We start from the raw sequence: 21188 nt of genomic DNA on the forward strand, positions 1-21188 counted from the left end.
CCGCGCGCAGTCGCTGCACGCATCGCGCAAGTGTGTCGATTCTGAACAATGCGATGGCACAGCCGCGGCGCGGGTGTTCGGATTTTCCACAGCGCAGCCGCGCCGCCGCATCGGTGTGTGACAGTCGGCGCGTGGCATGTGGCTTGCGTACGGCTCGGTGTTTCGTACGCCCAGACGCGACCACCGAACCATGACCGATGCGGCCCCTCTCAGCGACGATGCCGTCGCCTTCATCCAGGAACAGGCGTTCCTGATCGTCGCGACCGCGAACGCGGCCGGCGACGCCGATTGCTCGTATCGCGGCCGTCAGCCGCGCGCCGACGGCTCGTTCGCGCCGCTGGTCCATGTGGCCGATCGCAGGACGCTGGTGCTGCCCGACTTCGCGGGCAACAACCTGTTCAACACGATCGGCAACCTGCTCGTGAACCCGTCGATCGCGTTGCTGTTCGTCGATTTCGTGCGGCAGACGACGTGGCTCGTGCAGGGGCGCGCGACCGTAGACGAAGATGCCGCAAGCCACGCGCAGCTGTGGCCCGATGCGCGGCGCTACGTGGTCGTCGCGGTGGAGCGCGCGCAGGCACGCGCGGATGCGCGGCTGCCACCGCTGGTGCTGGCGTGACGCGGCGTGGGGCGGGCGTCGTGTCTTCGGATCGGTAGGACTACGCGGCGTTGCGCGCCGCACGCCGCGCCGCCGCATCGCCACGCGCGCGGCTGCCGTCGTCGGCGCCCGTCGTCGCATCCGGCGCCGGCCGCGCGCCGAGAAACGCGAACACCACACCCGCGCACAGCACCGTCACCACCGCGAGCGCGAGCAGCAACCGGTCGAACGCGTGCAAATAACTCGCCAACAGCGTCGCGCGATCGACGCCCGGCAACACGGCCGCCGCGCCGGCGAGATCGCCGGTCGCGAGCCGCGCGGCCGCGCGCAGCGCCGCATCGGATGCGCCAGACGCGCCGCCCGCCGGCACGCGCCGCAGATCGGCGTGCGCAAGCGTCGCCAGCACCGCGCCGACGATCGCGAGCGCGATGCCCTCGCCCGCCACGCGCGTCGTGCTGAAGATCCCCGTCGCCATCCCCGCGCGCTCCTTCGGCACGACGCTGACCGACAGCCCGTCCATCAACCCCCACGGCATCCCCGCCCCGATGCCGATCGCGAGCATCGGCCCAATCGCGGCCGGCCCGGCGCCGCCGCGCAGCGCCACATCGAGCCACACCAGGCCGGCCGCCGCGAGCAGCAGACCGAGCCCCGAGATCACGCCGGCCGACAGCCAGCGCGTGAGCGTCGCCGCGACCAGCGGCACGATGAGCATCGGCGCGGAGATCGCGAGCATCAGCCAGCCTGCGTCGATTTCGCTGAAGCCGTCGATGCCGATGAAGCGCAGCGGCAGCACGACCAGCAGCACGATGTAGCAGCAGCAGGTCGACACCGGCAGCACCTGCACGCCGACGAAGCGCGGAATCCGGAACAGCGACAGGTCGAGCATCGGCCGCGCGACGCGCGTCTCGATCGCGACGAACGCGCACGCGCCGAGCGCCGCGCCGGCCAGCAGCACGACGACGAGCGGGTCCGTCCAGCCGCGCGCGGGCGCCTCGATCACGCCGAACGTGAACAGCGTCAGCGCGCCGGTGAACGCGACGGTGCCGGGCCAGTCGAGCCCCGTCGCATGCGGATCGCGCGACTCGTGCATGCGCGGCAGCCCGAGCGCCAGCGACAGGACGCCCGCCGCCGCGCCGGTGACGAAGATCGCGCGCCAGCCGTGATGCGCGATCAGCCAGCCCGCGAGCACCGGCCCGAACGCGAGGCCGACGCCGAACGTGGTGCCGAGCAGGCTGAACGCGCGCGTGCGGGCCGCGCCGTCGAACTCCTGCGCGAGCGCGGCCGTGCCGCCCGCGAGCGCCGCGGCGGCCGCGAGCCCCTGCGCGGCGCGCAGCAGGTCGATCGCGAGCATCGACGGCGCGAACGCGAGCGCGACCGACATCAGCGTGAAGCCGCCGACGCCGATCGCGAACACGCGCTTGCGGCCGAACTGGTCGGCCAGCGCGCCCGCCGCCATCAGGCAGCTGCCGAACGCGAGCATGAACGCGTTGGTGATCCAGTTCATCGCGACGGGGCCGCCATGCAGGTCGCGGCCGATCGCCGGCGTCGCGACCGCGCCGCCCGAAAACGACAGCGGCAACGCGACGGCCGCCATGCACACGGCCGCCAGCACCCACGCGCGCCGGTGTGCCGCGCCGGTCGAACCGGCTGAAAACGGGTGATCCATCATCGCTCCTCGAAATGACCGCGCGGATGCGCGTCGATAGCGATCGAAGATAAATCGGATTGAATTCGCGAAAAACCGTGCAAGGCTCCGCATATATCGGACTAAAATTCCGCAATTCCCGATCAACCGCAGCCCGCTCCGTCTCGATGGAAAACCTCAATGGCATCGCCGCGTTCGTCCGCGCCGCCGAAGCGCTGAGCTTCGTCGCGGCCGGCCGCGCGCTGGGCATCTCGGCGTCGGCCGTCGGCAAGACGATCGCGCGGCTCGAGCAGTCGCTCGGCGTACGCCTGTTCAACCGCACGACGCGGCGCGTCACGCTGACCGACGAAGGGCACCATTTCTACGAGCGCTGCCAGCGCATCCTGGAAGATCTTCGCGACGCGGAAGCGACCGTCACGGCCTCCGCGCAGCGCCCACGCGGCAGGCTGCGCGTGAGCCTGCCAGTGATCGGCTACCGGTTTCTGCTGCCGGTGCTGCCGGCGTTTCGCGAGTGCTACCCGGAAGTGGAGCTCGACCTGGATTTCAACGACCGGATGGTCGACGTCGTCGAAGGCGGCTTCGACGCGGTGATCCGCAGCGGCCCGCTGTCGGATTCGAGCCTGATGTCGCGGCGGCTCGGCCCGTTCGCGTTCGTGCTGTGCGCCACGCCCGCGTATCTCGCGCGGGCCGGCACGCCGCGCGTACCGCACGATCTCGACACGCACGATTGCGTGCGCTACTGCTTTCCGACCACCGGCAAGCTACAGGACTGGGCGCTGGCGGCCGACGACGGCACACCGCTGAAGCTGCGCACCGCGATGACCTGCAACAACATGGAAGCGCTGCGCGGCGCGGTGATGGCCGGCCTCGGCATCGGCTACATGCCCGACTTCCTCGCGCGCGACGCGCTCGACGCCGGCACGCTCGTCACCGTGCTCGACGACTACCGGATCGCACCGGGACAGTTCTCGATCGTGTGGCCGTCGAGCCGGCAGCTGTCGCCGAAGCTGCGCGTGTTCGTCGACTTCCTGTGCGAGCGGCTGTTCAGGTAGCCGAACCGCGCGCCACCATCGGCCGCCGCGCCGCGCGCCATCGACGGCTCACCGTCACGCGGCGCCGATCCGCTCGGCCTGTTGCGGCGGCAACAGCGCGTCGCTGTCGTCCTTGAGGCCGACGCCCGTGAGCCGCAGCCGGCGCGCCTCGGTCATCAGGTAGTGCAGCTTGTGCGCCGCCGCCGCATGCGGCAGGCCTTCGGGCCGCACGTTCGAGATGCAGTTGCGCTGCGCGTCGTGGCAGCCGACCTTCGGCGCCCACGTCAGGTACACGCCGAGGCTGTCCGGCGAGCTGAGCCCCGGCCGCTCGCCGATCAGCATCGCGACGGCCCGCGCGCGCAGCAGCTCGCCGATCTCGTCGCCGAGCGCGACGCGCGCCTGCGTCGCCACCACCACCGGGCCGAGCCGCCAGCCGTCCGCGTGCAGCCGCGGGCACACGGCCTGCAGCAGCGGCAACGCCTGCTTCGCGGCCGCGAAGGCGGACAGCCCGTCGCCGACCACGAACACCACATCGGGCGCATCGTCGAGCATCGCACCGTAGCCGGCCAGCAGCGCGCGTCCGTCGTCCGACAGCTTGCGGCCGAGATCGGGGCGGCGCAGGTAATGCTGGCGATCGACTGCGGCGCTCTGCACGCCGAGCGTCGCGAAGCCGGCCGTGTCGAGCTCGCGGCGCAGCGCCTCCGAATCGAGCGGCTGATGCACGGCGTCGCGCGCCTGCGCGTGCGACAGGTTGAACGCGAGCAGCGGCGCGGTCGGCAGGCTGCTGCCCGCGCGGCCGAGCGCGATTCGCGCGTTCGTGAACGCCTTCAGCTGCGCCCACGGATTCTTCTCGACGGCGTCGCTCATGCGGAAATCCCCATCCAGTCGTTCGCGCCCGCGAGCAGCGGCACGCGTGCGTTCGCCGCGCGCAGCGCGCCGTGCGCGTCGGCGATCTCCATCGTCTCGAGCCACTCCTCGAACTCCGGCGCGCGGCGCAGGCCGAGCACCTCGCGCACGTACAGCTGATCGTGAAACGACGTGCTCTGGTAGTTCAGCATCACGTCGTCCGCGCCGGGAATCCCCATGATGAAGTTGATGCCGGCCGCGCCGAGCAGCGTCAGCAGCGTGTCCATGTCGTCCTGGTCGGCTTCCGCGTGGTTCGTGTAGCAGATGTCGCAGCCCATCGGCACGCCGAGCAGCTTGCCGCAGAAGTGATCCTCGAGGCCCGCGCGGATGATCTGCTTGCCGTCGTACAGGTATTCCGGGCCGATGAAGCCGACCACCGTGTTCACCAGGAACGGATCGAACTTGCGCGCGACCGCATACGCGCGCACTTCGCAGGTCTGCTGGTCGACGCCGAAATGCGCGTTCGCCGACAGCGCGCTGCCCTGGCCCGTCTCGAAGTACATCACGTTGTTGCCGACGGTGCCGCGCGCGAGCGACAACGCGGCGGCGCGCGCCTCGCCGAGCAGCGCGAGCGAGATCCCGAAGCTCGCGTTCGCCTTCTCGGTGCCCGCGATCGACTGGAACACGAGGTCGACCGGCGCGCCCTTGTCGATCGCCGCGATCGTGTTGGTCACGTGCGTGAGCACGCAAGACTGCGTCGGCACGCCGTAGCGCTCGCGGAAGCCGTCGATCATCGCGAGCAGCTTGACGATCGCCGCGAGGCTGTCGGTTGCGGGGTTGATGCCGATCATCGCGTCGCCGCAGCCGTACATCAGCCCGTCGAGCATCGACGCGGCGATGCCCTTCACGTCGTCGGTCGGGTGATTCGGCTGCAGCCGCACCGACATCCGGCCGGGCAGCCCGACCGTGTTGCGAAAGCGCGTGACGACGCGGCGCTTTCTCGCCGCCGCGATCAGATCCTGATTGCGCATCAGCTTCGACACGGCCGCGACCATCTCCGGCGTGAGCCCCGGTGCGATGCGTTCGAGCGCGGCGCCGTCGGCCGCCGGCGACAGCAGCCAGTTGCGGAAATCGCCGACGGTCAGATGCGAGATTTCCGCGAAGGCCTGCGCGTCGTGATCGTCGACGATCAGGCGCGTGACTTCGTCCTGTTCGTACGGGATCACCGCCTCGTTCAGGAACGCCTTCAGCGGCACGCTCGCGAGCGCGATCTTCGCGGCCACGCGCTCTTCCTCGCTCGCCGCCGCGACGCCGGCGAGCTGGTCGCCCGAGCGCAGCGGGCTCGCCTTCGCGAGCAGCGTTTTCAGGTCCGCGAACCGGTACGTGCGCGGGCCGATCGTCTCCGTATAGGACATCGTTCGAATCTCCTTGCCAGTGCTTGCGCTGCCTGCCGGGTTTGCCGGGCTCGCCGTGCGTGCACCGCCTGCACGGCTTGCCTTGCTGCCCTGCTTTCCCTGCCTTCCTTCCCACCTCTTCCGCCTGCCGAACGCCGACGGCGCGCCCGTTCCATCGGGCGCGCCGCAGGCCGTCATGCGCCGCCGTTCGGGCGTGCCAACGTCATTCCTCGAGCAGCACGTCGGCCGGCGCGCTCGCGCGCTGCGACCGGGTCGCGATGAAGTAAGCGTAGCCGACCGCCAGGAACGCGATGAACACCATCGCCACCAGCCCGTTGAAGTAGACCATGGTTCCGAGGCACACGAGGGCCGCCACGATCGCGAACGCCGGGAACAACGGGTACATCGGCGCACGGAACGGCCGCGCCATGTTCGGCTGCGAGCGGCGCAGCTTGAACAGCGCCGCCATGCTGACGATATACATCACGATCGCGCCGAACACCGACATCGTCACGATGTTCGCGGTGAGCGTCTGGCCGCCGAACTGGATCAGCTCGTCACTGTAGATCGCGGCGATCCCGACCACGCCGCCCGCGAGGATCGCGCGATGCGGGGTCTTGAAGCGCGGATGCACCTTGCCGAGCCATTCGGGCAGATAGCCTTCGCGGGCCAGCGCGAAGATCTGGCGCGAATAGCCGAGGATGATCCCGTGGAACGACGCGACCAGCCCGAACAGCCCGAGCCACACCAGCATGTGCATCCAGCCGCTGTTCGCGCCGACGATGTACTTCATCGCCTGCGGCAGCGGATCGTTGATGTTCGCGAGCTTGGTCCAGTCGCCCGCGCCGCCGGCGAACACCATCACGCCGATCGCGAGGACCACGAGCGTCAGGATGCCGGCCACGTAGGCGATCGGGATCGAGCGCTTCGGGTTCTTCGCTTCCTCGGCGGCCATCGCGACACCTTCGATCGCGAGGAAGAACCAGATCGCGAACGGAATCGCGGCGAACATGCCGTGGAACGCGCCCATGCTGAAGTGATCGGCGCCGGCCCAGCCGCCCTTCATGAAGTTGCTCCACGCGAAGCCCGGCGACACGACGCCCATGAACACCAGCAGCTCGAAGATCGCGAACAGCGTGACGACCAGCTCGAACGTCGCGGCGATCTGCACGCCGACGATGTTCAGCGCCATGAACACGAGATACGCGCCCATCGCCGCGTGCTTCGGCTCGAGCCCAGGGAACTGCACGTGCAGGTATGCGCCGATCGCCAGCGCGATGGCGGGCGGCGCGAACACGAATTCGACGAGCGTCGCGGCGCCGGCGAGATAGCCGCCGGTCGGGCCGAACGCGCGGCGCGCATACGCGAACGGGCCGCCCGCGTGCGGGATCGACGTGGTCAGCTCGGTGAAGCTGAAGATGAAGGTGGTGTACATCGCCGCGACGAACAGCGCGGTGATGACGAAGCCCAGCGTGCCGGCGCTCGCCCAGCCGTAGCTCCAGCCGAAGTACTCGCCGGAGATCACGAGGCCGACCGCGATGCCCCACAGTTGCCAGGTGCCGAGCGTTTGCTGCAGCGCGGGCTGGCCGGACGACTTGACGCCGGCTGCGGGCCGGCCATTCGACTCTGCTTTCATCGGATTCTCCTGAAGGGCGCCGGCCTGCCTGCCCGCGCGACTGAGAATCGATGCTAGAGAGTCATAAAACGACGTGTTATCGAAATTCGGCAAAGATGGCGGCTGACGTTTCGCTGACGGAAACGCCGGGCGCGTGGTGCGGGCCGTCATGCAGGCGCGCGCGGAGCGCGCCGGAGCGGGGTGTGGTCGCTCGGGCGGTGTGGACGCCTTGCGCGGCGGGGGTGGCTCGCGCGGCGTGGGTAGTCCGCGCGGCGTGAGTGACTCACGCGGCGCGGACGCCCCGTGCGGCGTTACTGACCGCCGCCGCGCTGGTTGAACCAGCGGTCGAGCAGCTTGCCGGCCGCTTCGCGGCCGCCGAGACCGAACGACAGCGCGACCGCGACCGCGACCGCGCCGAGCACGAGGCCGAACGCGAGCTGCACGATCTCGTTGGCGATGCCCATCGCGCGCAGCCCCATCGCGAACACGAGGCCGAGGATCGCGAACTGCGCGATCCGTGCGAACAGTACGCTGTGCTCACGGTCGGCCTGCTCGATCACGCGCCGTGCAAGCCCGGCGAGCCACACGCCGATCACGAGGATCACGCCGCCCATCAGCACGTGACCACCGAATTCGATGAACAGCGTGACGACGTCGCGCACCTGCGTGAAGCCGAGCCGGTTGGCCGCCTCGACCGCCGCGAACAGCATCGCGAAGAACACGATCAGCCGTGCGACGAGCACCGACGGCTGCAGCATCCCGGAGAACACGCGCTCGACGCCGAGCACGGCCGGCAGCCCGTCGGCGCCGGCGGCTTCGAGCAGCTTCTGCGCGAGCGACGCGACGAAGCGCGCGAAATAGAACGTCACCACCACGATCACGATCGCCGCGACGATGTCGGGCACCGCGCCGAGGAACTGGTTCAGCATGTTGGTCGCAGGGATCGAGATCGCCTCGATCTTCAGCGCATCGAGCGCGGAGATCAGCGTCGGCACGAACACGAACACATAGACGATCGTGCCGATCAGGCTCGACACGCGCACCGGCGTCGGGCTGTCGAGGCGCGCGGTGAGGCGGTCGGCGCCGGCCGCGACCAGCAGGTTCGTCACGAGGCCGCGCAGCACGCGCGCGACGATCCAGCCGACGAAGCCGATCATCGCCGCCGCGAACAGGTTCGGCACGATCGCGAGCAGCTTGTCGACCATTCCCTGCACCGGCGCCAGCAGTCCGGACAACGCGAACGACCCGAGAATCGCGGGCAGGAACATCAGGATGACGAGCCAGAACAGCACGTCGCCGAGATAGCCGCTCATCGGCTGCATGCCCGCGCTTTCGGCCAGCGCGGTGTCGACCTTGCTCGCCTTCAGCGCGCGGTTCGCGAGGCTGCGCAGCAGCGACGCGATGAGCCACGCGATCAGCGTCAGCGCCGCGCCGCCGATCAGGTTCGGCAGGTAGTCGACGATGTGCGTGACGAGCAGCGAGAACGGATTGGACACCGCGTACAGATTGAGCACGTTGAAGATGCCGACCGCGGTGACGAGCAGCACGAGCCAGAACAGCCCGGCAGCGATGATCCGCTCGACGCACGCGCCCTGACCGGTGCTTTCGCTGATCCGCCGGTCGACGTTCAGCGCGTTCAGCAGCCGGAGCGCGCCGGCCCGCACGGCCACGGCGATCAGCCAGCCGATCAGCAACAGGCCGATCGCGCCGGCTATCTTGGGCAGGTAGCCGCCCAGCGTGGTCTGCAGCGACGTGATGAAGCTGGAAGCATCCATTTCTTCTTCTCCCGAAAACGTGGCGTTGCGATTGAACGTCGACGAACTACCTGCGTACTTCGAAAACCGTGCGTTACCGTCCGGCGAACTTACCCGAGAAAAATGACGCGTTGATCCGATTTCACCCTCTTTAACTTTAGTCGGTGATCGGAGGGGTGAACCCCGATTCGGACAAATTAAAAGGGGGCGATTCGGGGGCGGACGATGGCTGGGAGAGGGGGCTAGCGATGACGTGGGGCGAACGCGGGTCCGGGGTATCGGGATGTCTGGGCTGGGAGGGAAGCCGGTCGATGCGGTCGCGGAGGGGTGCGGGGGTGGGTCTGTCGGTCTGTCGGTCTGTCGGTCTGTCGGTCTGCCGATCTGTCGGTCTGTCGGTCTGTCGGTCTGTCGGTCTGTCGGTCTGTCGGTCTGTCGGTCTGTCGGTCTGTCGGTCTGTCGGTCTGTCGGTCTGTCGGTCTGTCGGTCTGTCGGTCTGTCGGTCTGTCGGTCTGTCGGTCTGTCGGTCTGCCGGTCTGCCGGTCTGCCGGTCTGCCGGTCTGCCGGCAACGATACCCGTGCTTGCGCGTCTAGCCGGCCTGCGTCCCGCAGTTCGGACAAAAGCGCGCGTCGGCGGCGAGTGCTGCCTGGCAACGGCCGCACGCGCGGCCACGCTGCGATACGCCGCACTGCGCGCAAAATCGCGCGGCCGGCGCGTTGAGCGCACCGCAGCCCGCGCATACGAGTTGGCGCAACGACAAGTCGGCGCCGGGCACGCCCCGGCCGCCGGTCGGCGGCTGCCGGCCCCAGTCATGGCGATCGCGATCGCGGCCGTGCGCGTCGTGCGCGTCGTACAGTTCGCGGCCTCGCTCGCCGTGATGGCCGCCGCCATGGCCGCTCTGCGGTCCGCTGCCGTGCCCGCTGCCGTGCCCGCCGCCGTGTGAGCCGTGTGAGCCGTGTGAGCCGTGTGAGCCGTGTGAGCCGTGTGAGCCGTGTGAGCCGCCGTGCCCGCCCCCGTGCCGACCACCCCACCCGCCAAACACCCGTTTCAGCAACCCCATCGCCCGCTCCTCAGCGCTGCGTGCGCGCGCCGTCGAACACACCGGCCTTCGACAGCAGCCGCAACCCGTTGCCGACGACGATCAGGCTCGCGCCGGCGTCCGCGAACACGGCCATCCACATCGTGCCGAGCCCGGCGATCGTGAGACCGAGGAACACGATCTTCACGCCGAGCGCGAAGCCGATGTTCTGCACCAGCACGCGGTGCGTCGCCCGCGACAGCCGCACGAACGCGGGGATCTTGCGCAGGTCGTCGTCCATCAACGCGACGTCGGCCGTCTCGATCGCCGTGTCGGTGCCCATCGCGCCCATCGCGAAGCCGATATCGGCGCGCGCGAGAGCCGGCGCGTCGTTGATGCCGTCGCCGACCATCCCGACCGCGCCCGCGCCGCGCGCCGACAGCTCCTCGACCGCCGCGAGCTTGTCTTCGGGCAGCTGGTTGCCGCGCGCATCGTCGATGCCGGCCTGTTGCGCGATCGCCTGCGCGGTGTGCGGGTTGTCGCCCGTCAGCATCGCGGTGCGGATGCCGAGCGCATGCAGATCGGCGATCGCAGCGCGGCTCGTCTCCTTGATCGTGTCGGCCACCGCGAAGATGCCGAGCACGCGCGCCTCGTCGATCAGCATCACGACGCTCTTGCCCTGCCGCTCGAGCACGTCGAGCTTCGCTTCGAGCGCCGGCGAGCAGCGTTCGAGCTCCTCGACGAGCCGGTGATTGCCGAGCCAGTAGCGCGCGCCGCCGATCGTGCCGCGCACGCCGCGCCCGGCGAGCGCCTCGAAGTCCGTCACCTCGTCGAACGCAGCCGCGCTCGCATCGCGGGCGGCCGCGGCGATCGCCTGCGACACCGGGTGATCGGAGCGCGCCGCCAGGCTCGCGCCGAGCCGGCGCACCTGCGCGGCGTCAGCGTGCTCGGCATGCAGGTCGAAGTCGGTCTGCACCGGCTTGCCGTGCGTGATCGTGCCGGTCTTGTCGAGCGCGAGCCATGACAGCGTGCGGCCCTGTTCCAGATACACGCCGCCTTTCACGAGGATCCCGCGTCGCGCCGCGGCCGCGAGCCCCGACACGATCGTGACGGGCGTCGAGATCACCAGCGCGCACGGGCATGCGATCACGAGCAGCACCAGCGCACGGTAAATCCAGTCATGCCACGCACCGCCCGTGACGAGCGGCGGGACGACGGCCACCAGCAGCGCGATCGCGAACACGATCGGCGTGTAGACGCGCGCGAAGCGGTCGACGAAGCGCTGCGTCGGCGCCTTCGCGCCCTGCGCCTGCTCGACCGCATGGATGATCCGTGCGAGCGTCGAGTTCGACGCGGCCGCCGTCACACGATAGTCGAACGAACCCGATTCGTTGATCGTGCCGGCGTACACCGCGTCGCCGGTGGTCTTGTCGACGGGCAGGCTCTCGCCGGTGATCGGCGCCTGGTTCACCGTCGAGCGCCCGGCAACGACCTCGCCGTCGAGGCCGATCCGCTCGCCCGGCTTCACGCGCACGATCGCTCCCGGCGCAATCTGCGCGGCGTCGAGCGTGCGCCACGTGCCGTCGGCGTCCTGCACGGTCGCGGTGTCCGGTGCGAGCTGCATCAGCCCCTGGATCGCGTTGCGCGCCCGGTCGAGCGACTTCGCCTCGATCAGTTCGGCGATCGTGAACAGCACCATCACCATCGCCGCTTCCGGCCACTGGCCGATCGCCATCGCGCCCGTCACTGCGATGCTCATCAGCGCGTTGATGTTCAGGTTGCCGTTGCGGATCGCGATCCAGCCCTTCCTGTAGGTGGTCAGCCCGCACGCGAGGACGGCGGCGATCGCCAGCGCTGCCGACAGCCACACCGGCAGGCCGGCCCAGTTCACCGCCTCCGACGCGACCGCGGCGACGCCGGCGAGCGCGAGCGGCCACCAGGACTTCGCACGCGGCGCGTCGACGGGCGCGGCGGGCGTGTCCGCCGATGCAGCCTCGGGCGTCATCCCGAGCGTGCGGATCGCGCTTTCGATCGCCGGCTGCGCGCCGGGCACGTGGTCGACGGTCAGCATCCGCTGCATCAGGTTGAACTCCAGCGCCGACACCTGCTGCATCGCGCCTAGCTTCTTGCGGATCAGCGTCTCCTCGGTCGGGCAATCCATCTGCATGATCCGGAACGCGGAGCGCACGTGGCCCGATGCGGTCGCCCGTGCAGCGGGCAGCGGCGCGAGCGTCGGCGCGGCCGGCGCGCAGCAGCCGCCGGCCGCGTGGTCGTGGTCGTGGTCGTGGTCGTGGTCGTGGGCGTGGGCGTGGGCGTGCTCGTGAGCATGGCCCTGCGAACAAGCCGCCCCATGCACGTGCCCATCCCCCCGCGCCCCGCCCGCAGCAGCGACGCCGTGATCGTGCTGCGCACCGTGCGCGCGCGAATCGGCGTGCTCATGACCATCGGCCTCCGGACGTACGCCGCGCGCCGCCGCATCGCCGTGTGCGTGCTCGCCGGCCGCTGGCGCCGCGTCGCCGGCGCAGCACGCCTGCGTGTCGCGCGCGTCGGCGCAGCAGGTCGCGGCGCCGTCGGCATGGCGGTGTCGTGGGTCGGGGGTACGCTGGGCGTCGGTCATGAAGACCTCCTCTATGGCTGGACGAGGTAGAGTTAACACCCTGAAGCCACTACAAGGTCAACCCTTACAACGGAGCAAGCCATGAAGATCGGCGAACTGGCCAAAGCGGCCCGCTGCACGCCCGAAACGATCCGCTTCTACGAGCGGGAGGGGCTGATGCCGGATGCGGAGCGCACCGATTCGAACTACCGCAACTACACCGACGTGCACGTCGAACGGCTGCGCTTCATCCGCAACTGCCGCGCGCTCGACATGGCGCACGACGAAATCCGCGCGCTGCTGCAACTCACCGACACGCCGGCCGATCCGTGCGATTCGGTCAATGCACTGCTCGACGAACACATCGGCCACGTCGACGCGCGCCTCGCCGAACTCACGCATCTGCGCGACCAGCTGATCGAACTGCGCCGCCAGTGCGTCGGCGAACATTCGGTCGAGGACTGCGGGATCGTCCACGGTCTGACGACCATGGAGACGGTCGCGCCGCCCGCAAAACGCTCGCACCTCGGCTGAAGCCCTTGTCGGATCCGATAGTTTGCCCAATACTAGTCATGTCATGACTAGATATAGATGAACTACCCATGCCGGTCAGCCGCCCGTCACCGCTCGCCCTCGCCGTGCTGGCGACCCTCACCGAAACGCCGATGCATCCGTACGGGATGCTGCAGCAGCTGAAAGCGCGCGGCTATGACGAAGTCGTCAACGTGCGGCAGCGCACGAGCCTTTACCAGATGATCGACCGGCTGTTGCGCGACGGGCTGATCGCCGTGCACGACACCGAGCGTGACGGCGCGTTTCCCGAACGCACGCTGTACAAGTTGACGGAAGCCGGCCACAAGGCGGGACAGGCCTGGCTGCATGCGCTGCTCGCCGAACCGGCGCGCGAATTCACCGCGTTCGGCGCCGGCCTCGCGTTCCTGCCGCTGCTCGATGCCGACGATGCGCGCCGCCAGCTGGAGCGCCGCATCGACGCGCTCGAGGCCGAGCGCGAGCGCCTCGATGCGCTGCGCAACGCCGCGCAAGGCGATCAGGTGCCGCGCCTGTTCCTGCTGCAGAACGAACACGCGCTCGTGATGCTCAACGCGGAGCTCGACTGGACGCGCAGCGTCGTCGAACACCTGAAGATCGGCGCGCTGCGCTGGGTCGACGCCTGACGCGCGCCCGCCCGGCGCATCCGTCAAAGCACCTTGCCGGGATTGAGCACGCCGGCGGGATCGAGCGCTGCCTTCAGGCGCCGCATCAGCGCGATCTCGGCTTCACTGCGCGTGTGCGCGAGATAGCGGCGCTTGAGCACGCCGATGCCGTGCTCCGCCGACACCGAGCCGCCCATGTCGCGTACGACCGCGTAGACGCAATCGTCGATCGCCTCGGCATCCGCGTCGCGCCGGCCGGCGAGCGATACGCCGACATGCACGTTGCCGTCGCCGACATGGCCGAAGAACAGGCACACGATGTCGGGCCAGCGCCCGCGCAACGCCGCTTCGCAGCGTACGGCGAACGCGCCGAGCTCGCCGGTCGGCAGGCTCACGTCGAAGTTCATCAGGTGCGGCAGCGCATCGATCGCGAGGCCTTCGCGCAGCGTCCACACGTCGCGCGCCTGCCGCGCCGAGGTCGCGAGCACGACATCGTCGACGAGGCCCGCGTCGAGCGCGTCCGCGAGCGCGGCTTCCAGCGCCGCGCGCGCATCGCCGCCCGGCGCGCTCGTCGCGCACTCGATCAGCACCGCGAAGCCGTCGTCGCCCGCGAACGGCGCGACGACGCCGGGCGTATGACGCGCGACGTAGTCGTAAAAGGCCGGCCACATCGCTTCGAAACTGACGAGCTCCGGCAGCGCGCGCAGGCGGTTCCACAGCTCGACGACGGCATCGTAGCCCTGCACGCGGCACAACGCGGTAGCCGGCTCGGCCAGCTTCGGATGCAGCCGCAGCACGGCGCGCGTGACGACGCCGAGCGTGCCCTCGCTGCCGATGAACAGCTGCTTCAGGTCGTAACCGGCGTTGTTCTTCAGCATCCGGTTCATCGACGACACGACGGTGCCGTCCGCGAGCACGGCCTCCAGCCCGAGCACCTGCTCGCGCATCATCCCGTAGCGGATCGCGCGCGTGCCGCCCGCGTTGGTCGCGAGCATGCCGCCGATCTGGCACGACCCGCGCGCGCCGAGATCGACGCCGAACGTGAAGCCCGCCGCGTCCGCCGCCTCCTGCACGGTCTGCAGCGGCGTGCCGGCGCGCACCGTCATCGTGCTGGCCGCCGCGTCGATGGCCTCGACGCCGGCGAAGCGCTCCATCGACAGCACGATCTCGCCGCCCAGCGCGACCGCGCCGCGCGCGAGCCCGGTGAGGCCGCCCTGCGGCACGACCGGCTGCGCGAGCCGCGTGCACAGCGCGAGCGTGCGCGACACCTCGTCGACGCTGCGCGGCCGCACCAGCGCGCGCGGGCGCACGCCGGCCGGCTCGTTGTACGCGGTGAAGTAGCGCGGCTCGATGTCGGCCGAGCGCGTGACGAGGCCATCATCCAGCGCATCGCCCAGCGCGGCGGCGAGCGCCGTGGCGAGCGCGTCGTCCGCCTGCGGCGGCACGCCAGGGCCGTCCGGCACGCCGGCCGCGGGCAGGCTCTGCATCGTCCGCACCGCTTACTTGGCGGAGATATCGACGTCGCCGAAGTACTTCCGGCCGAGCGTCTTCACGGTGCCGTCGGCCTTCAGCTGCTCGATTGCCGCATCGAGCTTGGTCTTCAGCGCGTCGTCGCCCTTGCGCAGCCCGAACGCGATCCCGCTGCCGAGGATCCGGTCGTCGCGCACCGGCTGGCCGACGAACGCGAAACCCTTGCCGTCCGGGCGCGACAGGAAACCGCGCTGGCCGGCCGGCGCGAGCACCAGCGTCGCGTCGAGGCGGCCCGCGACGAGATCCGCGTACGCCTGGTTCTGGTCCTGATACGCGACGACCGACACGCCGGCCGGTTCCCAGTGCGCCTTCGCATAGGTTTCCTGGATCGACGCCTGCAGCACGCCGACACGCTTGCCCTTCAGCGCGTCGGGCGTCGGCAGCAGGCCGCTGCCGGTGCGCGCGATCAGCTGCGTCGGCACGCGATAGATGATCGTCGTGAAATCGATCGCCTGACGCCGTTGCTCGGTCGCGTTCATCGCCGAATTGATCGCGTCGAACTTGCGTCCCTTCAGCGCCGGGATCAACCCGTCGAACGATGTCTCCACCCACTTGCACGTGAGTTTCGCGCGCTCGCACACCGCGTTGCCGACGTCGATGTCGAAGCCCTGCAGGTCGCCGTTCGGCGCCTTCGATTCGAACGGCGGGTACTGCGCCTCGAGGCCGAAGCGCAGCGTCTGTGCGTCGGCGAGCGCGGCGCCCGCGCCGAGCGCACATGCGATTGCGAACGCGAACTTGAGGATGGGGACATGCTTCATCGTGATCTCCTGGCTGGTCGGGCGGCGCCGTGCAGCGGCACGTGCGCCGGGTCCGTCGGTGGCTTTCCGTGCGACGTGCCCGTCGCGCGCTTGGGGTGCGGGCCGCGCCCGCGCGTTACAGCGAACGCAATCGCCGCGCGCCCTCGATCAGCGTCGCGTCGTCCTTCGAGAAACTGAGGCGGATCACGCCCGTATCGGTGCCGTCCGCATAGAACGCCGACAACGGAATCGTCGCGACGCGCACATCGCGGATCACGCGCAGCACGAAGTCGCTGTCGCGTTCGTCCGACAGGTGCCAGAAGCGCGCGAGCATGAAGAACGAGCCCTCGCTCGGCAGCAGCTGCAGGCGCGAGCCGGCCAGCTCGCGCGCGAGCAGGTCGCGCTTGGCCTGATAGAACGCCGACAGGCCCAGATAGCTTTCCGGCCGCGCGAGCATCTGCGCGAACGCGACCTGCATCGGCGTGTCGGCCGAGAACGTCATGAACTGGTGGACCTTGCGGATCTCGTCCATCAGCGCGGCCGGCGCGACGCAATAACCGACGCGCCAGCCCGTCACGTGGAACGACTTGCCGAACGACGACACGATCACGCTGCGCTCGGCCAGCTCGCGATGCCGCGCGACGCTCTGGTGCTGCGCGCCGTCGAACACGACGTGCTCGTAGACCTCGTCGGACAGCACCACGATATCGGTATTGCGCGTGAGCTGCGCGAGGCGTTCGAGATCGTCGGCGCGGAACACCGTCGCGGTCGGGTTGTGCGGCGTGTTGACGACGATCATCCGCGTGCGCGGCGTGATCGCCGCGGCCACTTCGTCCCAGTCGACGCGGAAATGCTCGGGCGACAGCTTGATCGCCACCGGCGTCGCGTGCTGCATCCGCACGATCGGCGCATAGCTGTCGAACGCCGGCTCGAAATAGATGACCTCGTCGCCCGGATGCACGAGCGCGCTGATCGCCGCGTACAAGCCCTCGCTCGCGCTCGCGATCACGGTGATCTCGGTGCCCGGATCGTAACGCGCGCCGTACAGCGCCTCGGTCTTTTCCGCGAGCCGCTCGCGCAGCGACACGACGCCGGCCATCGGCGCGTACTGGTTGTGCCCGTCGCGCATCGCGCGCGCGACGCCGTCGATCAACGCGGGATCTGGCGCGAAATTCGGCGCGCCTTGCGAAAGGTTCAGCGCATCGTGCTGCGCGGCAAGCTGGCCGATCACCGTGAAGATCGTCGTGCCGACGTCCGGCAGTTTCGAACGGTGCGTGATGGCGCTTCGCATGACTCCTCCTGATGTCCGCCGGGCATGCCGGCGCGGTGCGCGGCGATGCCGGTGTCGGGCGATTTAGCCCGAGCCAATATCGACGCACAATCGAAAGTTCGTCATGACGGCCATGCGTTTTGCTCATGGCGTTCGATACGCGTGGCCCGGCATCGCGCGGGCATATGCCGTTCACGCATGCGTATCAGGCATCGTCGTGCGGAGAAGCCGCGCGGCCGCGGCGCGTGTCAGTCGTGCAGCGCCGCCAGATAGCCGCCCAGCGCGGCGTGCAGCTCGCGGCGCAGCGCGGCGAAGTCGAGCGCCGGCCCGAGCGTCAGCAGCGCCTGCGACACGCCGCCATAGCAGAGCGCGTGCGCCATCCGCGCGCACGCCTCGAGCCGCGCGGCCGGCGGCGGGTCGCCGGCCTGCGCGAGCGCGTCGCGCCACAACGCGACATAGGCCGTGTAATGGCGGCGGTACGCGGCAAGCGGCGACACCTGACGCTCCAGCACGAACAGCGCGCCCCACAGCGCCGCATCGGCGGCGATCACTTCCACCTGCAGATCGACGAGCGCGGCCGCGACCTCGGCGCGCGGCATGCCGCGCAGCCCGTGCGCGGCCGCACGCAGCCGCTCGGCGAGCGCCAGCACGCGCCGGTGGATGCACAGCGCGGCGAGGCTCTGCTTGTCGCCGAAGTATTCGTAGAAGGTGCCGACGCTCACGCCGGCGACCGCCGCGATCTCGCGGATCGTCACGTTCGCGTGCCCGCGTTCGAGCAAAAGCTGAACGAACGCCTGCTGCAACGCATCGGACGTGGCCTGAGCGCGCGACTGGCGCGGCCGGCGGCGCAACGCGGGCGCGGGTTGCGCGCCCGGCTGACCGGGCGGCGCCGGAACCTGAACATGTCGCGGCGGCATATTTGCTACTCTGAAATTCAGCGGAACACGCGGTTGACGGGAAACCGGCACACGAGCGGCCGCGAAGCACGACACCGGAGACAGCCCGATGACCGAAGCGACCCATGCCGTCACGAACCAGTTCGACGAACTGGTCGACTATAACCTGTTCGCCACCGACGCCGCGCTGCGCGACGCGCTCGCCCGCGCGGGCGCCGGCTGGGCCGCGCCGCAGCTCGACGCATACGGCGCGCGGCTCGGCAGCGCCGACACGGCGCGCCTCGCCGACGAAGCGAACCGCCACACGCCCGAGCTGAACGCGTTCGACCGGCGCGGGCGCCGCATCGACCGTGTCGAGTTCCACCCGGCCTGGCACACGCTGCTCGGCATGTACCGCAACGAAGGCCTGGTGTCGCTCGCGTTCCGCGACACACGCCGCGGCCGCTGGGCGGCGACCGCGGCGGGCTTCTACCTGCACGGCCAGATCGAGGCCGGCACGCTGTGCCCGGCGACGATGACGCAGGCCGCGATTCCGCTGCTGCAGAAGGAGCCCGCGCTGTGGGCGCTGCTGCGCGACAAGCTGTACAGCGACGACTACGATCCGCGCGACGTGCCGCTCGCCGGCAAGCGCTCGATCTGGTTCGGGATGGGCATGACGGAGAAACAGGGCGGCTCCGACGTGCGCGCCAACACGACACTCGCGACCGCCTGCGGCGCCGGTGGGCGCGGCGGCGAATACCGGCTGCGCGGGCACAAGTGGTTCTTCTCCGCGCCGATGTGCGACGCGCATCTCGTCGTCGCGCGCACCGAAGCGGGCGGCCCGTCGTGCTTCTACGTGCCGCGCTGGCGGCCCGACGGCACGAAGAACGCGGTCGAGATCCAGCGGCTGAAGAACAAGGTCGGCAACCGCAGCAACTCGAGCAGCGAGATCGAGCTGAACGACGCGTGGGGCATCATGCTCGGCGACGAGGGGCGCGGCATTCCGACCATCATCGAGATGGCGACCTACACGCGGCTGAACTGCGTGCTCGGCAGCGCGGCGATGCTGCGCCAGGGCGTCGTGCAGGCGATCGCGTACACGCGCCAGCGCCACGCGTTCGGGCGGGCGCTCGCCGAGCAGCCGCTGATGCGCACGGTGCTCGCCGATCTCGCGCTCGAGAGCGAGGCGGCGCTGGTGCTGGCGATGCGCATCGCCGACGCATTCGAGCTCGACGACTCGCCGCGCGAGCGCGCATGGAAGCGGATCGTCACGCCGGCCGCGAAGTTCTGGGTCTGCAAGCGCGCGGTCGAGCTGACCGGCGAGGTGATGGAAGTGTTCGGCGGCAACGGCTACGTCGACGACGGGCCGATTGCACGGCTGTTCCGCGAAGCGCCGGTGAATTCGATCTGGGAAGGCTCGGGCAACGTGATGTGCATCGACGTGTTGCGCGCCGTGTCGCGCGAACCCGACGCGGCGGCCGCGCTGCTCGCCGAGCTGACGGAGCTGGGCGCGGGCGAGCCGCGCATCCGCGCGGCGCTCGACGTGCTGCACGCGATGCTGGCGACGCCGGCCGACGCGCTCGAAGCCTCGGCGCGCCTGTTCGCGCAGCGGCTCGCGCTGGTGGCGCAGGCCTGCCTGCTCACACGCGATGCGCCAGCCGCGGTCGCCGATGCGTTCATCGCGACGCGGCTCGCGGCGCCGGACTGGGGACGCGTCGCGGGCGGCTTCGATCCGCGTGCGATGGATGTCGCGGCGTTGCTGGAGCGTGCGTACCGCGCCTGACGTCGCCGCAGTACCCGCCAACCCGCCAACAAAAAAGCCGCCGGGCCCGAAGGCCCGACGGCTTTCCCGCAGGATGCGCGACGCGACGCCGTTCGGCGCCGCCCGCGATCAGCATCGGGCTTACTTGCCGCCGATGCTCTTCAGCGGCTTCCACTCGCCCTTCTCGACCTTGTACATCGTGATGCCGCCGTTCTTCAGGTCGCCCTTCGCGTCGTACGCGACGTGCGTCGACGTCACGCCGGCCATGTCGGTCTTCGCGAGGACCGGCAGATACTTCGCCGGATCGGTCGAATCGGCCTTCTTCATCGCGTTCAGCATCGCCATCGCGCCGTCGTAGGCATACGGCGAGTAGGTCTGGACGTCTTCGCCGAAACGCTTCTTGTACTTCTCCGCGTACGACTTGCCGCCGGGCATTTCGTCGAGCGGCAGGCCGGCCAGCGATGCGATCGTGCCGTCGGCCGCGTTGCCCGCGATCTTCAGGAACGTCGGCGTCTTCACCATTTCGCCGCTCATCAGCGGTGCGGTGAAGCCGAGCGTCTTCATCTGCTTGACCATCGGCGCTGCCTGCGAGTCCGCGCCGCCGTAGTAGACGAGATCCGGCTTCGCCGCCTTCAGCTTGGTCAGGATCGCCTTGAAGTCGACGGCCTTGTCGTTCGTGAATTCACGATCGACGATCGTCGCGCCGGCCGCCTTCGCAGCCTTCTCGAACTGGTCGGCAAGACCCTGGCCGTAAGCCGTGCGGTCGTCGACGATCGCGATCTTCTTCAAGCCGAGATCCTTCGCCGCGAAGGTGCCCGCCACCGAGCCCTGCTGCGTGTCGGACGTCATCATGCGGAAGGTCGTCTTGTAACCCTGCTGCGTGTATTCCGGCGCCGTCGCCATCGCGATTTCCGGAATGCCGGCGTTCGCGTAGATGCGCGATGCCGGAATCGTCGTGCCCGAGTTGAAGTGGCCGAGCATGCCCTTGATGCCGTCGTCGACCAGCTTCTGCGCGACCGTCGTGCCGGTGCGCGGGTCAGCCTGATCGTCCTGCGTCTCGAGCACGAACTTCACCGGCTTGCCGCCGATCTTCGGGTTCGTCGCGTTGAAGTCTTCCAGCGCGAGCACGATCCCGTTCTGCATATCCTTGCCGTAGTGAGCCTGGGCGCCCGTCATCGGCCCTGCGTAACCGATCTTCACGTCGTCCGCATGGGCCGTCCCCGCAAGCGACATGACGGCGACGAACGTCGCGCCTGCCAGCTTTTTCATCGTGTGTTGCATAGCATCTCCTTGGTACCAGGGTAAATGGAGCGGCTTCGGGATCGCCTTGCCACTCCCTTTGTTTGATCCGAACGGCAAGGATCG

17 protein-coding genes are annotated in these 21188 nt (G+C 69.6%); 5 read left to right on the forward strand and 12 right to left on the reverse strand.

Annotated features, from left to right (window positions below):
• The first annotated feature begins 190 nt into the window (after positions 1 to 190).
• Complete coding sequence (locus AK36_RS13080) at positions 191 to 619, forward strand: pyridoxamine 5'-phosphate oxidase family protein (RefSeq protein ID WP_045578627.1); 429 nt, start codon at positions 191 to 193, stop codon at positions 617 to 619.
• A 40-nt stretch (positions 620 to 659) separates the two neighbouring features.
• Here the strand turns inward: AK36_RS13080 and AK36_RS13085 are convergent, their stop codons facing one another.
• Complete coding sequence (locus AK36_RS13085; RefSeq protein ID WP_045578628.1) at positions 660 to 2264, reverse strand: MFS transporter; 1605 nt, start codon at positions 2262 to 2264, stop codon at positions 660 to 662.
• Positions 2265 to 2410: 146 nt separating this feature from the next.
• Here AK36_RS13085 and AK36_RS13090 point away from each other — a divergent pair, with 146 nt between their 5' ends.
• Positions 2411 to 3295, forward strand: a complete 885-nt coding sequence (locus AK36_RS13090) for a LysR family transcriptional regulator (RefSeq protein WP_045578629.1) — start codon at positions 2411 to 2413, stop codon at positions 3293 to 3295.
• 54 nt (positions 3296 to 3349) lie between these two features.
• Here AK36_RS13090 and eutC read toward each other — a convergent pair whose 3' ends face one another.
• From eutC to AK36_RS13115, 6 genes are all read right to left on the reverse strand, one after another.
• On the reverse strand, positions 3350 to 4141 hold the full coding sequence (gene eutC / locus AK36_RS13095) for an ethanolamine ammonia-lyase subunit EutC (RefSeq protein ID WP_011882837.1): 792 nt from the start codon (positions 4139 to 4141) through the stop codon (positions 3350 to 3352).
• Positions 4138 to 5535 carry an ethanolamine ammonia-lyase subunit EutB gene (locus tag AK36_RS13100; RefSeq protein ID WP_011882836.1) on the reverse strand — a complete coding sequence of 466 codons (1398 nt, stop codon included), beginning with the start codon at positions 5533 to 5535 and terminating at the stop codon, positions 4138 to 4140. The genes eutC and AK36_RS13100 overlap by 4 nt, the downstream gene beginning before the upstream one ends.
• Before the next feature lie 202 nt (positions 5536 to 5737).
• Positions 5738 to 7150: an ethanolamine permease gene (gene eat, locus AK36_RS13105; protein WP_011882835.1), complete on the reverse strand. Its 1413-nt coding sequence runs from the start codon at positions 7148 to 7150 to the stop codon at positions 5738 to 5740.
• A gap of 290 nt (positions 7151 to 7440) precedes the next feature.
• The gene (locus AK36_RS13110; protein ID WP_045578630.1) at positions 7441 to 8904 is read right to left on the reverse strand and encodes a mechanosensitive ion channel; all 1464 of its coding nucleotides are present in this window, start codon (positions 8902 to 8904) and stop codon (positions 7441 to 7443) included.
• Between the two features lie 566 nt (positions 8905 to 9470).
• Entirely contained in the window at positions 9471 to 9923 is a 453-nt protein-coding gene (locus AK36_RS31070; RefSeq protein WP_414629666.1) for a zinc ribbon domain-containing protein, read from the reverse strand.
• A gap of 28 nt (positions 9924 to 9951) precedes the next feature.
• Positions 9952 to 12516 carry a heavy metal translocating P-type ATPase gene (locus AK36_RS13115; RefSeq protein WP_045578631.1) on the reverse strand — a complete coding sequence of 855 codons (2565 nt, stop codon included), beginning with the start codon at positions 12514 to 12516 and terminating at the stop codon, positions 9952 to 9954.
• Positions 12517 to 12597: 81 nt separating this feature from the next.
• Between AK36_RS13115 and cadR the strand changes: the two genes are divergently transcribed.
• The gene (gene cadR / locus AK36_RS13120; protein WP_011882831.1) at positions 12598 to 13029 is read left to right on the forward strand and encodes a Cd(II)/Pb(II)-responsive transcriptional regulator; all 432 of its coding nucleotides are present in this window, start codon (positions 12598 to 12600) and stop codon (positions 13027 to 13029) included.
• Positions 13030 to 13097: 68 nt separating this feature from the next.
• Positions 13098 to 13670: a PadR family transcriptional regulator gene (locus AK36_RS13125; protein WP_011882830.1), complete on the forward strand. Its 573-nt coding sequence runs from the start codon at positions 13098 to 13100 to the stop codon at positions 13668 to 13670.
• Between the two features lie 23 nt (positions 13671 to 13693).
• On the opposite strand, the gene AK36_RS13130 is transcribed toward AK36_RS13125, so the two are convergent.
• The 4 genes from AK36_RS13130 to AK36_RS13145 form a co-directional block, all read right to left on the reverse strand.
• Positions 13694 to 15136 carry an FAD-binding oxidoreductase gene (locus tag AK36_RS13130; protein ID WP_045578632.1) on the reverse strand — a complete coding sequence of 481 codons (1443 nt, stop codon included), beginning with the start codon at positions 15134 to 15136 and terminating at the stop codon, positions 13694 to 13696.
• A gap of 12 nt (positions 15137 to 15148) precedes the next feature.
• Positions 15149 to 15937, reverse strand: coding sequence for an ABC transporter substrate-binding protein (locus tag AK36_RS13135; RefSeq protein ID WP_045578633.1), 789 nt, complete (start codon positions 15935 to 15937; stop codon positions 15149 to 15151).
• A 115-nt stretch (positions 15938 to 16052) separates the two neighbouring features.
• The gene (locus AK36_RS13140; RefSeq protein WP_045578634.1) at positions 16053 to 17207 is read right to left on the reverse strand and encodes a pyridoxal phosphate-dependent aminotransferase; all 1155 of its coding nucleotides are present in this window, start codon (positions 17205 to 17207) and stop codon (positions 16053 to 16055) included.
• 227 nt (positions 17208 to 17434) lie between these two features.
• Positions 17435 to 18103 carry a TetR/AcrR family transcriptional regulator gene (locus tag AK36_RS13145; protein WP_014722181.1) on the reverse strand — a complete coding sequence of 223 codons (669 nt, stop codon included), beginning with the start codon at positions 18101 to 18103 and terminating at the stop codon, positions 17435 to 17437.
• 88 nt (positions 18104 to 18191) lie between these two features.
• Between AK36_RS13145 and AK36_RS13150 the strand changes: the two genes are divergently transcribed.
• Positions 18192 to 19844 (forward strand): acyl-CoA dehydrogenase family protein, encoded by a 1653-nt coding sequence (locus AK36_RS13150; RefSeq protein ID WP_034192982.1) that lies wholly within the window; start codon positions 18192 to 18194, stop codon positions 19842 to 19844.
• Positions 19845 to 19964: 120 nt separating this feature from the next.
• Here AK36_RS13150 and AK36_RS13155 read toward each other — a convergent pair whose 3' ends face one another.
• A complete protein-coding gene (locus AK36_RS13155) occupies positions 19965 to 21104 on the reverse strand; it encodes a branched-chain amino acid ABC transporter substrate-binding protein (RefSeq protein ID WP_011882824.1) in 1140 nt (379 codons plus the stop codon).
• Positions 21105 to 21188 lie beyond the last annotated feature (84 nt).

The sequence above is a fragment of the Burkholderia vietnamiensis LMG 10929 genome, from assembly GCF_000959445.1.
Lineage (GTDB): Bacteria > Pseudomonadota > Gammaproteobacteria > Burkholderiales > Burkholderiaceae > Burkholderia > Burkholderia vietnamiensis.

What these genes read in the sequence shown, in the direction of transcription:
- AK36_RS13085 (WP_045578628.1), bottom strand. Translation starts at nt 2,264, where the DNA reads ATGGATCACCCGTTTTCAGCCGGTTCGACCGGCGCGGCACACCGGCGC.
- eat (WP_011882835.1), bottom strand. Translation starts at nt 7,150, where the DNA reads ATGAAAGCAGAGTCGAATGGCCGGCCCGCAGCCGGCGTCAAGTCGTCC.
- AK36_RS13115 (WP_045578631.1), bottom strand. Translation starts at nt 12,516, where the DNA reads ATGACCGACGCCCAGCGTACCCCCGACCCACGACACCGCCATGCCGAC.
- eutC (WP_011882837.1), bottom strand. Translation starts at nt 4,141, where the DNA reads ATGAGCGACGCCGTCGAGAAGAATCCGTGGGCGCAGCTGAAGGCGTTC.
- AK36_RS13135 (WP_045578633.1), bottom strand. Translation starts at nt 15,937, where the DNA reads ATGAAGCATGTCCCCATCCTCAAGTTCGCGTTCGCAATCGCATGTGCG.
- AK36_RS13100 (WP_011882836.1), bottom strand. Translation starts at nt 5,535, where the DNA reads ATGTCCTATACGGAGACGATCGGCCCGCGCACGTACCGGTTCGCGGAC.
- cadR (WP_011882831.1), top strand. Translation starts at nt 12,598, where the DNA reads ATGAAGATCGGCGAACTGGCCAAAGCGGCCCGCTGCACGCCCGAAACG.
- AK36_RS13125 (WP_011882830.1), top strand. Translation starts at nt 13,098, where the DNA reads ATGCCGGTCAGCCGCCCGTCACCGCTCGCCCTCGCCGTGCTGGCGACC.
- AK36_RS13145 (WP_014722181.1), bottom strand. Translation starts at nt 18,103, where the DNA reads ATGCCGCCGCGACATGTTCAGGTTCCGGCGCCGCCCGGTCAGCCGGGC.
- AK36_RS13110 (WP_045578630.1), bottom strand. Translation starts at nt 8,904, where the DNA reads ATGGATGCTTCCAGCTTCATCACGTCGCTGCAGACCACGCTGGGCGGC.
- AK36_RS13130 (WP_045578632.1), bottom strand. Translation starts at nt 15,136, where the DNA reads ATGCAGAGCCTGCCCGCGGCCGGCGTGCCGGACGGCCCTGGCGTGCCG.
- AK36_RS13080 (WP_045578627.1), top strand. Translation starts at nt 191, where the DNA reads ATGACCGATGCGGCCCCTCTCAGCGACGATGCCGTCGCCTTCATCCAG.
- AK36_RS13155 (WP_011882824.1), bottom strand. Translation starts at nt 21,104, where the DNA reads ATGCAACACACGATGAAAAAGCTGGCAGGCGCGACGTTCGTCGCCGTC.
- AK36_RS13090 (WP_045578629.1), top strand. Translation starts at nt 2,411, where the DNA reads ATGGAAAACCTCAATGGCATCGCCGCGTTCGTCCGCGCCGCCGAAGCG.
- AK36_RS13140 (WP_045578634.1), bottom strand. Translation starts at nt 17,207, where the DNA reads ATGCGAAGCGCCATCACGCACCGTTCGAAACTGCCGGACGTCGGCACG.
- AK36_RS13150 (WP_034192982.1), top strand. Translation starts at nt 18,192, where the DNA reads ATGACCGAAGCGACCCATGCCGTCACGAACCAGTTCGACGAACTGGTC.